13 protein-coding genes are annotated in these 13,790 nt (G+C 47.0%); all 13 read left to right on the forward strand.

Going from position 1 to position 13,790, the window contains the following annotated elements:
- The first annotated feature begins 84 nt into the window (after positions 1–84).
- The 13 genes from ACFQY8_RS02520 to ACFQY8_RS02580 all read left to right on the forward strand — a co-directional run bounded on the left by ACFQY8_RS02520 (position 85) and on the right by ACFQY8_RS02580 (position 13,650).
- Positions 85–468 carry an AAA family ATPase gene (locus ACFQY8_RS02520; RefSeq protein WP_377938268.1) on the forward strand — a complete coding sequence of 128 codons (384 nt, stop codon included), beginning with the start codon at positions 85–87 and terminating at the stop codon, positions 466–468.
- Between the two features lie 48 nt (positions 469–516).
- Positions 517–1,542 carry an ATP-dependent nuclease gene (locus ACFQY8_RS02525; RefSeq protein ID WP_377938318.1) on the forward strand — a complete coding sequence of 342 codons (1,026 nt, stop codon included), beginning with the start codon at positions 517–519 and terminating at the stop codon, positions 1,540–1,542.
- A 438-nt stretch (positions 1,543–1,980) separates the two neighbouring features.
- Positions 1,981–2,121 carry a hypothetical protein gene (locus ACFQY8_RS02530; protein WP_377938270.1) on the forward strand — a complete coding sequence of 47 codons (141 nt, stop codon included), beginning with the start codon at positions 1,981–1,983 and terminating at the stop codon, positions 2,119–2,121.
- Between the two features lie 321 nt (positions 2,122–2,442).
- Complete coding sequence (locus ACFQY8_RS02535; protein WP_377938272.1) at positions 2,443–3,429, forward strand: LacI family DNA-binding transcriptional regulator; 987 nt, start codon at positions 2,443–2,445, stop codon at positions 3,427–3,429.
- 39 nt (positions 3,430–3,468) lie between these two features.
- A complete protein-coding gene (locus tag ACFQY8_RS02540) occupies positions 3,469–3,909 on the forward strand; it encodes a YhcH/YjgK/YiaL family protein (RefSeq protein ID WP_377938274.1) in 441 nt (146 codons plus the stop codon).
- 95 nt (positions 3,910–4,004) lie between these two features.
- Positions 4,005–4,469, forward strand: a complete 465-nt coding sequence (locus ACFQY8_RS02545) for a YhcH/YjgK/YiaL family protein (protein WP_377938276.1) — start codon at positions 4,005–4,007, stop codon at positions 4,467–4,469.
- A gap of 84 nt (positions 4,470–4,553) precedes the next feature.
- Positions 4,554–5,912, forward strand: coding sequence for a hypothetical protein (locus ACFQY8_RS02550; RefSeq protein ID WP_377938278.1), 1,359 nt, complete (start codon positions 4,554–4,556; stop codon positions 5,910–5,912).
- Positions 5,913–6,097: 185 nt separating this feature from the next.
- Complete coding sequence (locus ACFQY8_RS02555) at positions 6,098–8,227, forward strand: hydantoinase/oxoprolinase family protein (protein ID WP_377938280.1); 2,130 nt, start codon at positions 6,098–6,100, stop codon at positions 8,225–8,227.
- 18 nt (positions 8,228–8,245) lie between these two features.
- Positions 8,246–9,034, forward strand: a complete 789-nt coding sequence (locus ACFQY8_RS02560; protein ID WP_377938282.1) for a hypothetical protein — start codon at positions 8,246–8,248, stop codon at positions 9,032–9,034.
- A gap of 5 nt (positions 9,035–9,039) precedes the next feature.
- Entirely contained in the window at positions 9,040–9,993 is a 954-nt protein-coding gene (locus ACFQY8_RS02565) for an NAD(P)-dependent oxidoreductase (RefSeq protein WP_377938284.1), read from the forward strand.
- A gap of 143 nt (positions 9,994–10,136) precedes the next feature.
- Positions 10,137–11,156, forward strand: coding sequence for a hypothetical protein (locus ACFQY8_RS02570; RefSeq protein WP_377938286.1), 1,020 nt, complete (start codon positions 10,137–10,139; stop codon positions 11,154–11,156).
- 5 nt (positions 11,157–11,161) lie between these two features.
- Positions 11,162–12,703 carry an FGGY-family carbohydrate kinase gene (locus ACFQY8_RS02575; RefSeq protein ID WP_377938288.1) on the forward strand — a complete coding sequence of 514 codons (1,542 nt, stop codon included), beginning with the start codon at positions 11,162–11,164 and terminating at the stop codon, positions 12,701–12,703.
- Positions 12,704–12,765: 62 nt separating this feature from the next.
- Positions 12,766–13,650, forward strand: coding sequence for an L-ribulose-5-phosphate 3-epimerase (locus tag ACFQY8_RS02580; RefSeq protein WP_377938290.1), 885 nt, complete (start codon positions 12,766–12,768; stop codon positions 13,648–13,650).
- Positions 13,651–13,790: the final 140 nt, after the last annotated feature.

Consider the following 13,790-nt stretch of genomic DNA (forward strand, 5'->3'; position numbering starts at 1 on the left):
CTGAGATTTGGGTTGGTAATACTACTGGCCTGAACATAAATGTGACTGACAGGCATGTACAGTAAGTGCAGAGGAGTACATAAAATGCATATTTCTCGAATTCATTTAGTTAATTTTCGGTGCTTTGAAGACCAAGAATTTCAATTTAACCGTGGAATTAATTTTCTGGTTGGTAATAATAATTGCGGCAAAACAACAGTTCTCAGAGCGATTGAATTTATTCAGTTAGGTGGTGCAAAAGATCAAGTAATAAATCAAAATCATCAGGGTGAGGACGTTACGGTTGAAATTGACTTTACTGGCGACAATCTTGGAGAATACGTCGTGGATAACGATGACTTGAAAAAGTATAAGAAATATTTGATAAATGATTCGACGTTCAGGATTCGTCGAAGCTCAGAAGAAACTTCTTGGGAGGATGATAAAGGGAAAGAAAAGAAAATAACAATAAAAAATGTAGCTTTTTGAAACCCTGAAACTGAAGTATTTGAAAATCCAACAGGAATTGATAAAACAATTTCTGCGTTATTTGACGCACAATTTGTTTATTCTGATCTTAATAATAATGATTATCAGGATTTGAAAAAGACTAAGATTCTTGGAAAATTGTTGAGTGGTATAGCTTCCAGCTTTCAGAATTCAAAAGAATGGGAAGAATTTAAACAAGCACATAAGAATGCGTTCGGGGAAGAAGGCTTTAGAAAGACTCTTTCAGAACTGAAGGATCAAATATCTGGCATAATGGCAGAAGAATATGGAGATACAAAGGTTGACTTCCGATTCGATCTCCCCACAATTGAGAGCTTCTTCCAAGCTGGCAATATTTATCTTGAGGATAACGGCATAAGTACGATAGCTTCTGATAAGGGTACTGGTATGCAGCGCGCTCTAGCGCTTAGTTTGATTCAGGTATATGCGCAAAGGGTAAGTGATGCGACGAAAAAAGATAATAAACCGTTATTGTTCTTCCTCGACGAACCTGAGACATTTCTCCATCCAAAAGCACAAACAAAATTAATTGGCGCGTTAAGAAAGCTCTCAAAACAATCACAAATTTTTATTACTACGCATTCACCTTATCTATTGCGGAATTTTAATGCGGATAATGATGTGTTAACGATTTTTAGTCGACGAGTTGGAGAACCAATTATAAAGAAGACCGCACAAATTAATATGTTCCCAGGGCTTAGTCCAACCTGGGGTGAAATTAACTATGTTGCTTTTGGAATTCCAAGCATTGAATTCCATATTGAATTGTTTGGTTATCTTCATCAAAGAGCATGGGGGGATGTAGGTAAGTCCATTTCAAGCGTCGATGAGTGGTTTGCTCGAGAGGGTGCGCAAGAAGTAGATAGCCGACATACGAATAAACATGGAAAGTACACTGATAAGACGTGGCCATCCTATATTCGAAACTATTTTGACCATCCAGGGCCAGATCCAAAATTGGTTGATGGTATGGAGCGTAGACGTCCAACGATGGAGGAAGTTGAGTGCTCGATTAAATGGATGCTTAAGCTGAAAGAAAAGAAGGGATGGTAATCAATCTGGATTCCGCTCATGGCGTTTAGTGTGGATTGCTTCTACGCTAAGCATTTCTTTAGATTCGCATACTGAATAAGTGATGCTTAGGTTAGATGAATGTAATTTCTTACCCTGCTACACTTATCCCATATAACACGTAGTCGTGTGAGAGATTGTTTTTACTACTTCGAGGGTGAATGAGCATAGTACAGGAAATACAGAGGAGCGTTACTAATTTTGGTGTGAGCATGTCTGAAAACGCCACCTCGTCCGAGAGAAGTACCTCCTTCCACCCCAACTCGCTACGCCCAGACCCCGAAATTGCCGAGCTCGCCGAAGTCTCCGTGAGCACGGTTTCCTACACCTTCTCCGGCAAGCATAAGGTTGCCGCAGGCTATAAGTAGAAAATCCTCGACGTAGCGGCTCAGCTTGGCAATTCTCTCTCGATGTTGGTCTATGAAAACCGCGCTCGCAAGCACGTCATCGCAGTCTCTGCGCCTGTCCACTCGTGCTCCAGTTTTAAACGGTTACTCCGCATTCTTCTTCGCAGCCTTAAGCGCATTGTCCATCACGGATAACGTCCAGTTACCTGTCTAGCTTGTATCTGAAGCTGGGCAGAAGTATCCACTGTGATTGAAACGAAAGGTGGTAAGTGAGTGGAGCATAAGGCTACTCGCTTAGCGCAGGGGTTTTTGAGTTGGGAAGCGCCCACTGGAAAGAAATCTAAAGAAGTCCGCGGCGTGTCTCAATTTGTGATTCGCGCCACGCTGTGGGTATACTCGAACTGTTATTTCAGCACACAGAAGTGGGAACGGTCCCACTTCAAAGAATCAAGCAAAATGACAATGTTGCTGTTTTGCTGATGCACGAAGCGGTAACGATTTCGCTCAATGAAGGCGCGAAGGGAGGAGAACTATTATGGTCTACACTATCCGTGACATTGCTCAGAGAGCAGGAGTATCGAAGTCCACAGTGTCTCGGTATCTCAAGGATAAAGATCATAAAGTCTCCGAAAAGTCGCGTCAAGCCATCGCGCGAGTAGTTGAAGAGCTTGACTATCGTCCTAATAGAGTCGCTGTCGGACTATCTCGTCAGCAGCTTCCTATGGTCGGCGTCGTGGTGTCAGACATTACAAACCCATTCTCCTCAGTCGTCATCAAAGGCGTATTTGATGCGTGCGCAGAACTGGGCTATAGCATGTCGTCTGCTATCTCTGAAGGCTCTGCAAGTAGAGAGCGCAGCAATATCAAAGATTTACTCTCGTTTAATATCGATCGACTTGTCATTCAAACATGCGGAAATAATGAAGAATTCCTTTCCACTCTCAATCCTGAGAAAACCGTTATCGTCGACCGTCCACTCAGGCAGAGGCGTTTCCACACAGTGACGTCAGATAATTATGAGAGCACCTTTAATGCCATTACTTATCTGGCAAGCAGAGGATGCACGCCTATTGCATTTTTGACGAGGTATTCGGAATATATAACGACTCGTGAAATTCGACTGCAAGCATACCTTGATGCGATTAAGGGAATCCAAGAGCCTCTCGTGGTGTCATTTGACACAGACCGTGCAGCAATCTCTCAGCTGACGAAACTCTTCGCAAGCGTGGATGCGCCGCATGGCATATTCACATCAAATGGCGAAGCATTGAAGGCTTTCTTACGCTTTGCGAAGAGAAGAGACTTAAAAGTTGGTACAGATTTAAGCGTTATTTCCTTCGAAGATTGGGACTGGATGGAGTTACTTAATCCGGCTATTACCGCTGTGAAGCAGGACTCCTACTCTATCGGGTATACAGCAGCGAAGGAGTTGCTTGAGCAAGATTTATCGAGGGAAGAAAACCAGGGCATCGAAATTATTAAATCGACACTCATCGAGCGCGATTCAGTGGTGGCGCGATGACTCAAAACTAGAAATTCGAGATAAAAGAAAGGAGCAACGATGCTACAGACAAGACTCGCTCGATATGACAAACGCGACTATGAAAAAATCGAAGAAGCGATTTCTATCCTGACTACGACGGACTGGACTGTCCTGGAAGTAGGCAGATACGAAATTAACGACGATTTTAATGCGCAAGTGTTGGAATATACAACACAAGATATTGAGCAGTCAGATTTTGAAATACATCACCATCGTTTAGACATCCACTATATGGTGGAGGGAGAGGAGATTATCGAAGTAAGTACTGATAAACCGCGGGAAACTCAGTATCTTGAGGAGCGCGACTTGGCGTGGGTAGAAAAGCCTAAGTCATTTTCGCGGGTCCACATGAGTAAAGAAGACATGCTCATCATCGGCATGAACGAGCCGCATAGGACGAATGGTGTAGTAGCAAGTCCTGTACCCGTGAAAAAAATTGTGCTGAAAATGAAGCACTAAAAATTTTGTCAAAAAATGGTACCGGTCCCAAAATGGTGAGAAAGATACCATTTACCGAAATTTATATTCACATTCATATATTCAAAGGAGAAAAAATGGAAAACGGTCTCGGCACAAATTATCGCACAGATCCAAAAGTGCGTGCACGTATCGACAAGGCATTGGCATATTTGACGACGCATGAAGAGGAGCTGCTGACGAAGGAAGTTGGCAAGTATCCGCTCGATGAGGGCATCGAAGTACGTGTGCAGAGCTATGACACTCGTGAATATGACACGATGAGCTACGAGACTCACCGTGACCACATCGACTTACACTATATGATTTCTGGTCAAGAGTATGTTCGTTGGTGGGATAAGGGCACAGTAGAACCAAATACCGAGTACGACGAAGTAGAAGATATCATCTTCTATCCTCATCCTCCACGTCACAATCGTGCGTTGCTTACTGATCACCATTACGTACTTGTGTATCCAGAGGATATGCATGCGGCTCATGGAAATGTAGACGGTAAGGTAAGCCACAATCGCAAGATTGTCGTCAAGATTTCTGTGCTCTAAAACTCAAGCTATATAACAACTCGATTACTGATTCATATTTTCATATTCATAGACGAAAACACTATCTTTCAAAGAGGAGAGACAATGATTCAGCTGATTATCGGTGTCCTGCTACTCATCGCTTTTGCGGGACTCGTATATTACGCCTTTAAGGGCGGAAACCTGATGATGGGTATGCTCGTTATGGCTATCATTTGGGCAACTCTATCTATCGTAGGTTTCATGATTATCAAGGATCCTGCATTCTTGGCGGCAAATAAAGCTCAAGTCGAGACATCGTTGCCAGACCATCTCAAGGCAGTATTCCAGAGTGGTCCAGAAGGATGGGGTCCAACCCTGGTCAACTTCATCTTTGGTGCATGGTTTGGTCGCGTTATGCTCAAGACGGGTATCGCTTCCAAGATCATCAAGCTTACTGTGGAGCTTGGCGGTGATAAGCCTGTGATTACCTCGATTTTGCTGTCCATCGTGACTGTACTGGTCTTCACTTCTATGTTCGGTGCAGGCGCTGTCGTAGCAATCGGTGTCATTGTCTTCCCAATTTTGCTCTCCTTGGGCATTCCAAAGAAGACAGCACTGGTCTCTTTCATGCTCTCCGTGGGTGCTGGCTTGTACATCAACCCAGTCATCTTCTCTCAGTACAAGATGTTCTTCCTTGATTCTCAAGGTCGCGAGACGGTATCTTACGATGGTACCTATCTCAAGTGGGGCTTTGCAGCAATGGCCATTCAGCTTGTCGTGGCTATCATCTTTACCATCATCTTCTCTCGTAAGAAGCGTCAGGTACATGCGTGGGCTTCTCCTATCCCACAGAACACCACCGCTGAGGCAAATCGTGTACCAGGTATCGCACTGATTACCCCGGTTGTCCCAGTCGTTTTGGCTATTGGTCTCAAAGTTCCAGTCATCCTCGGCTTCTTGATCGCAGGGTTCTTCGCTCTGGCGGTATGCGGATACATGCGTACGTGGAAGGGTACTGCTGAAGTCTTTAACAAGACTTTCTATGATGGCGTCATCGATACTGCACCTTTGATGGGCTTCATGTTGATTATTCCTATGTTCAATGCAGCATCTAACCTTGCGGTACCTTACTTCCAGGCACTTCTCGGTGGTGTAATTCCAAACTCTACATTGATTATCGCTATTGCGTTCGCTGTCTTGGCGCCTCTTGGTTTGTTCCGCGGTCCATTTACCCTCGCGGGTGCTGGTGCGGCAACTCTGGGTATCTTGAAGTCCTTGAGCTTTACCAACAACTTCCTCTTCGCGCTCATGTATGCTCCTACTGTCACTATGAACATCTCCAGCTGCATCACGCAGTCTTGGATTGTATGGGGTATCAACTACACGAAGGTGGAAACCAACGATTACCTGAAGAGCTCTGCTGTGACAGGTTGGATTATTACCGCCATCTTGAGCATGCTGACCTTCTTCATCTACGGATAGTGAGCATCGCCAGAGCAAGAACACAGATGAACACGTGCAGGCAAAGTTGCATGCAAAGTTCATAAAACATAAAAATACGTGGGGCGGTATCCCATAAGGGACTGTGAGGATATAAATATCACTTTGTGGGACCGCTCCCACAACAGTTCGTTCAGTATACGTTTATTTTGAGAAAGACTTTTACAATGGCTAAGCGATTAGTACGTATGGGCATCGATGTCGGTGGTACAAACACGAAGTGCGTCGCCATCGATAACAATACCCATGAAATTATTGGTAAAGCTTCTGTATTTACTTCTCACGACCACGAGTTAGGCGTGGCAGCTGGCGTAGTAGCATGCTTCCAAAAGTGCATGGAAGAAAACAACATTTCGCCAGATGAAGTAGTATTCGTGGCTCACTCCACAACGCAGGCGACGAATGCACTCCTAGAAGGCGATGTCGCACACGTTGGCATTGTAGGGACTGCGAAGGGATGGTTATCAAGCCTTTTGTCTAAGCGTCAGCTTCACTTGGACAATATTGACTTAGGGACCGGCCGCGAGATTGCTATCGACGATGAGTTCATCGACGGGAAGAAACTTACGGATGAACATATTCGTGAAGCGATTGAATCATTGACAAATAAGGGTGTACAAGTCGTCGTCTCCACGAGCGCTTTCGGCGTAGATGAAGATGGACCTGAAGCACAGATTGCAAAGGTTGCTGAAGACATGGGTATTTCTGCAACCCGAGCATCGGAGATTACTAAGCTCTATGGTCTGTCTCGCCGTACCCGAACTGCAGCGATTAACGCAAGTATCCTTCCAAAGATGCTGGATACTGCGAGCAAGACAGAGTCATCCGTTCGTGCCGCCGGTGTCAATGTGCCTCTGATGATCATGCGTGGCGATGGTGGCGTGATGGACATCGACGAAATGCGCAAGCGTCCAGTACTCACGATGCTTTCCGGTCCTGCTGCATCTGTAATGGGTTCGCTCATGTATCTGCGCGCTTCCAACGGTATGTACTTCGAAGTGGGCGGCACGACGACAAATATTGGTGTTATCAAGAACGGACGTCCTGCGATTGATTACTCCGTAGTGGGCGGTCACGAGACATATGTCAGCTCTTTGGATGTGCGAGTACTTGCTGTAGCAGGTGGATCTATGGTGCGTATCAACAAGCAAGGAGTCGTAGATGTCGGTCCTCGCTCCGCTCACATTGCAGGTCTTCCATATGCGGTCTTTACTGACCCAGATGAGATCGCGAACCCACAGCTTGAGCTTTGCCAGCCAAAGGAAGGCGATCCGTCTGACTATGTGCGCGTGCGCTTAGAGAACGGCGAAGCAGTGACCATCACGAACTCGTGTGCTGCGAATGTACTTGGCTACGTGCAAGAAGGCGACTACTCCCGTGGTAATGCTGAAGCAGCACGCAAGGCTATGGAACCGGTTGCAGCATACTGTGGCATTACGGTGGAAGAGCTGTGTGAGCAAATCCTTGCAAAGTCCTACGAAAAGATTGAAGAGTGCATCAATACTCTCGCTGAGAAGTACAAGCTCTCGCATGAGCAGATTTCCTTAGTCGGCTGCGGTGGCGGTGCGGCTTCGCTGCTTCGTTACTCAGCAAAGAAGATGGATGTCAAGTACATGATTCCGGAGAATGCTGAGGTTATCTCCTCTATCGGTGTGGCACTGTCTATGGTGCGTGACGTTGTAGAACGTGTGGTACCGACTCCATCGGCTGAAGACATTCGCGCTATTCGTCAAGAAGCGACACAAAAGGCTATCGAGTCAGGTGCTTCTGCAGACACTATCGAAGTTCACATCGATATCAACACTCAGGAATCCAAGATTACTGCAATCGCAACCGGTTCCACAGAGGTACAGTCGCAAGATTTGCTCGCAGCAGCAAGTGATGAAGAGCTCAAGCAGATTGCTTCTGAAGATTTGCGTCTCGACCCAAGTCAGGTTGATTTAGAAGCATCAACGGACATGATTAAGGTCTTCACAGCGATGAAGAACGACGTCAAAGCTGTACGCATCGTAGACAAGAAGGGCTTCATCAAGGTCCAAGTCAACAACGCTCAGGTAGAGACGACAACTGCTGAAAACTATAAGAATGTCGTTCAAGACCTCTACGACGGCTTGGCTGTGTACACGGCTGATGCGATTTTGCGTCCAAACTACTACGTGTGCGTTGGCGCGAGAGTCCTCGATTTCGACGGTAGCAGCATGGACTACGATCAGCTCCTCATGCTCATGGACATCGAGCTGATGGACGCCGACCCAGACCAGAAGATCATCATCGTAGCTGCAAAGAACACGATCTAGCAATTTTCAAGGCGAGTGATGGCAATGAGTAACCCATGGCAGAACCTTACTTCTGACCTCAAGGCGAGTTTTTCGGGTAAGCCTCGACTTTCCGATATCCCACAACGTGAAGGTACACAAGACATACCGGTTGATGTGCTTATGCGTCGAGTATTTGCGACGGGTGAACGTGCATTTCAGATACACATGATGCATAACGACCCGGTATTTGAGCGATACTCACACAAGGATATCGACGAGATAATTCGTATAGGTGTAGAAGTTGGGCGTCAGTACGCGCGCGAGATATCGCAGCTCAATCTGACATGGCGCCAAGCGATGAGGTACTTTGACATCGATTACCGTGAACAAACCAAGCCAGACACGGCAGAGCGCGTATTTTTTGCACAGTATGTCGAGCCAAACAAGCTGACGGTTTTCACCGATGTACTTGACCGATATGCAAAATCTGCATTCGTGAAAGACAAGACTCACGACATCAGCGTACATAAAGCTCACGCTGTGCTTGTGGGGCATGAGCTCTTCCATTTCCTTGAATACCGTGACCGCGGCAGCATCGTTACTCGTAATTTCACTGTGGTGACGCATAAATTAGGTCCACTCAAGCTGAAGGCGACTCCAGCATCCTTGAGCGAGATAGCTGCGATGGCTTTCACCAAGGAGTGGCTTGGTTTGGACTATTCGCCAAACGTGTATGACGTACTTTTCATGCATGTATATGAGCCAAAGGCTGCCGCACTTGTCCTCGAAGATATCGAACGCAGCGCAAATCTTAAACATCAAGCAAAACACAAGAAAGAAAAGTGATAACAATGACTGAAAAAATTCTCGTAACCGGCATCGTACCTCGTGAAGGTCTCGATGAACTCTTTGACCGTTTCGATGTAACGTACTCTGACGGTGAGCCGTTTAGCCGTGAATGGGTGCTTGAGCATGCGCCTGAGTATGATGGCATGATTTTAATGGCTCAAAAAGGTGACCGTGAATTCATTGACGCTTTTACAAATTTGAAGATTATCTCTTTGAATGCCGTTGGCTTCGATCATGTAGACACTGCTTACGCGAAGGAAAAGGGCATCGCCGTGTGCAACAGCCCTCAGGCAGTGCGTGTGCCGACAGCAGAGTTGACTTTTAGCTTGATTCTGGCAGCAGCAAAGCGTTTGTACTTCTACGACAGTGTGGTCCGCCGTGGAGACTGGATGGACGTATCCGAGCGTCGTCTTCAGGGACGCACCCTCGAAGGTTTGACTCTTGGTGTCTTCGGTATGGGACGTATCGGTCGCACAGTCGCCGACTTTGGTAAAGCCTTCGGCATGAAGATTATCTATAACGATGCATACCGCTTAGATGAGAGCGTAGAAAAGGATAAGGGCTACGAATTTGTGAGCTTTGACGAGCTTGTCAAGCGCAGCGATATCGTTACCATTCATGCTCCAGCTCTTGACTCTACACGCGGTTTGTTTAATGCTGAAACGTTTGCCAAGATGAAGCATGATGCCATCATCGTCAATGCTGCGCGCGGTGTCATCATTGAAGAGCAGGCATTGGTGGATGCTCTCGAAAATGGGCAAATCGCTGGTGCAGGTCTTGACGTCTTCGAATTCGAGCCAACTGTCTCCAGTAAGCTGCGTGCTATGTCCAATGTCATCATGTCTCCTCACGCAGGTACAGGCACAATTGAAGGACGTGCGGCGCTGGCAGCAGAGGCTGCTCACAATATTGTTAGCTTCTTTGATGGCGAACCAATCAACGTCGTCAATAAGTAACTCATAGAACCATACTTGAGCATGCTCGTCCCTGTGATATCGCCATTCTGTGCCAACGCAAGCACCTCCTCTTGCGCTCGCGATGGGCATGCTCAGTTTCATATCGCTCTACATACATCCTCACATATGTTGGAGAAAGACCAATGAAGTTTACACAATGCTTTTCTGATCAGCTTGATCACGGATATGCTGTAATGCGCCTGCAAACTCAGGGACGAGATTTTGCCGTTATCGCATCAGAAGAAAATCAGCCGTGCTACGCCTACGACTTAGACAATAATTACGAACGTATCACCGTATGGCCAGACGTTGGCGGAACGATGACCATGGTGCAGTTGCCGGGCACACTTGACTTTTTAGCAACGCAACGCTTCTACCCAGGATTTAATTCTGCGACGTGCCGTATCGTTCACGCACATTTCAATGGTCGTGATTGGGATATTACGGAAGTAGCATCAACGCCATATATACATCGTTTTGACGTCATTGAACACGATGGTGGCTTCTGGTATATCGGATGCTCCATCGCGAACTCTAAACAATTTACTGATGACTGGTCTGACCCTGGCAAAGTGTTTGTCGGCAATTATGACGCTGAACGTGACGAACTGACGGATGTACGCGAGCTCGATGTACGTATCACGAAGAACCATGGATATCGTCGTGAAACCGCTACCACTTCTCTCATTACCGGCGAGCAGGGTATTTTCCGATTGCACTACCCAGAGCCTGGCGCTGATGCAGTTCCAAGTAACTGGAAACTTGAGCATGTAGCTGATGAAGAGACAAGCGATGTTGCTGTCATTGATATCAATAAGGACGGTCTTCCGGAATACCTTGCTATTCAGGGGTTCCATGGGGATCACTTGCGCTTGTATGACTCGAATTTCTCCACAATGGATGCGGCTGAGAGCGGGTCACCATTCGGTCACGCGATTGAGGCATATGAGCTGTTTGGTCAGCCATTCTTCCTCTTTGGGTTCCGTGCAGGTCAGCAAGATTTACTCAAGATTACTGAGCGTGATGGCGCTATGCAGTTTGAAACGATTGCGCGGAGAACTGGTCCAAGCAACGTCGTGGTGTATGAGAAGAACGGTGTCAACTACCTTCTTAGCGCAAACCGCGAAATCAATGAAGTCGCTCTCTACACGGTAGAGGAGTGAGGACGATGAATAGTCCAACTGCCGCTAGCACCCCGCTCTTTATCGTTCTCGATAATGGTGGAACGAACACAAAAGCGCTTGTTTTCGACGTTCAAGGTCACCAGCGTGCTGTTTCCTCTTTCCCCACTCTGTGGGAACAAAGCGGTGATGGCAAGCGCGAAATTAACCTTGAAGGACTCGTAGCTGCGCTTTTTTCCGCGATTAAAGACGTTCTTGCTTCTCCTGACATTGATGCGCGCGACATCGCTGCGATAACGTGTGTGGGACATGGCAAAGGCTTATACATGCTCGATGGCGACGGAAAAATTTTCCGCAATGCTATCCTCTCCACAGATAATCGCGCTACCGCGCTCGCGACGCAGTTTGCACAGCGCGAGGAAGAAATCTACGCCTTAAGTGCACAGCATGTGATGCCAAGCCAAGCTCCTCTCCTGCTACGTTGGCTCAAAGATAATGAGCCAGAGGATTACGCTCACATTGGTGCGATTCTGAGCGCCAAAGATTTTGTGCGTTATGCGCTGACGGGCAATATTCGTCAAGAAATAGGAGATGCATCGAGCAATAATCTCGTCAATCTTCACACGAGGCAGTGGGACAGTAAGCTCCTTGACTTTTTCGGCATCTTCGAAATGCGTGACGCTCTGCCAGCACTTATTGAAGCTTATGATGCTTCGTCTGTGGTGAGTGTAAAGACCGCTGAAAAGACGGGCCTTATAGCGGGAACGCCTGTCGTTGCGGGGCTTTTCGATATCGATGCAGGTGCTATCGGTTCGGGAACGGTCGATGGAAAATCGTTGTCCGTTATCGCAGGTACATGGAATATCAACACATATGTAGCTGATGCTCCTGTGGATCGCTCGCGTGGAATCATGAATTCGCTCTTCTTGAATGGTAAGACTCTCGTAGAAGCATCGAGTCCAACGTCTGCAGGAAATGTGGATAAGATGCTGCGCATCATCATGCCGGAAGAGTTGGAAAATGATGCTCCTGAGGTGTACCGCACATTAGAAAATTACATGGCTTCTACAAATGCTGATACCACGCGAGTGATCTACACGCCATTCCTCTACGGCAGCAATGCGGATCCATATGCGCGCGGTGCATTCGTGGGACTGACCGAGTCAACGTCTCGACTTGAGATGATGCGTGCCGTTTACGAAGGCATTGCATTTGCTCATAAGCAGCATATCAATGACTTGCTTGAAGCTCTGAGAAACGTACAGGGCGTACAGGACGCCGCTCCGCAAACGCTGCGTATCTGCGGAGGAGCATCGCACTCGCCAGCATGGATGCAGATGTTTGCAGATATCACTGGAATGCGTGTAGAGATTCTCGAAAGCGAAGAGATTTCAGGCTTAGGCGGCGCTATTTTAGCTGCTTATGCTACAGGGTTCTATGACAGTCTCGATGCTGCTATCGCTGCGATGACTCAGGTCGGCGCTGTATATGAGCCGCGGGAAGAGCAGCAGGCGGTATACGAGCGTAAATATGGCGCGTATCAAGCATTCCTCAGCGCTATGGATGGCGCGTGGGAGCGGTTGCAGTAAGGCAAACGGGCATCTAAGCAGTTCCTCTGCGAAAAATAATTCACACAAACATATAAGGAGACATGATGATTTCATTAGGTATCTATGAGAAAGCACTTCCACCAGTGGAAAACTGGCATGACACTCTCCAGCTTGTACACGATTTAGGCTTTAACTTCTTGGAATTTTCCGTTGATGAAAGTGATGAACGGCTAGCGCGCCTAGACTGGACTCGTGCACAGCGCAAGGAGCTTCGCGACGCAGCATGGGATACTGGCACGCGTATCCATACGCTTATGCTCAGCGGACATCGCCGCTTCCCATTAGGTTCAGCGGATCCGGCCGTGCGTGAAAAGAGCATAGAGATGCTGTATAAGGCTGTCGACTTAGCGTACGATTTAGGCATTCGTAATATCCAGATGGCTGGCTATGACGTCTACTATGAGTCAAAAACTTTGCAGTCTCGCGAGTATTTCGTCGAAAACTTAAAGAAGTGTGTAGAGTATGCCGCTTCACGACAGGTCATGCTGGATATTGAAACGATGGATGACCCGTTCTTGAACTCTATCCAAAAAGTCAACTATCTTAAAACACAGATTCATAGCCCATGGTTGCAGGCATATCCAGACCTGGGAAACCTCACAGCATGGCCTGAAAACAATGTAGCTGAGGAGCTTGAGCTGGGTATAGATAATATCGTGTCTATTCACTTGAAGGATACGAGACCAGTCTCTCCTACAAGTAAAGGTCAGTTCCGTGACTTGCTCTTTGGCGAAGGGACGGTTGACTTCGAGGGGTGCCTCAAGACTCTGAAGCGTTTGGAGTATACAGGCGCTATGACCATCGAGATGTGGACAGCACAGCTGGAAAACCCGCTTGATGAGGTACGTAAGGCGAAGAAATTCTTTGACGATTTATTTGACAAGGTTGGACTTGAACAGGAACCAGTTACTCCGGTTGCTGCATAATTTTCTGCACGGTAAGGTGTGCAAAAGTACCAAATAAGCAATAATGACAGAGCGCTGAAAAGCGCAGATAAGAAAGGTTTGGTGTGTTATGGTGTCGTTGTCTGATTTTTCGCAGGAGACGCTCGCTGAGGTGAAGCAGG

Origin of the sequence: Alloscardovia venturai (assembly GCF_042676605.1) — a bacterium.
Classification (GTDB): domain Bacteria; phylum Actinomycetota; class Actinomycetes; order Actinomycetales; family Bifidobacteriaceae; genus Alloscardovia; species Alloscardovia venturai.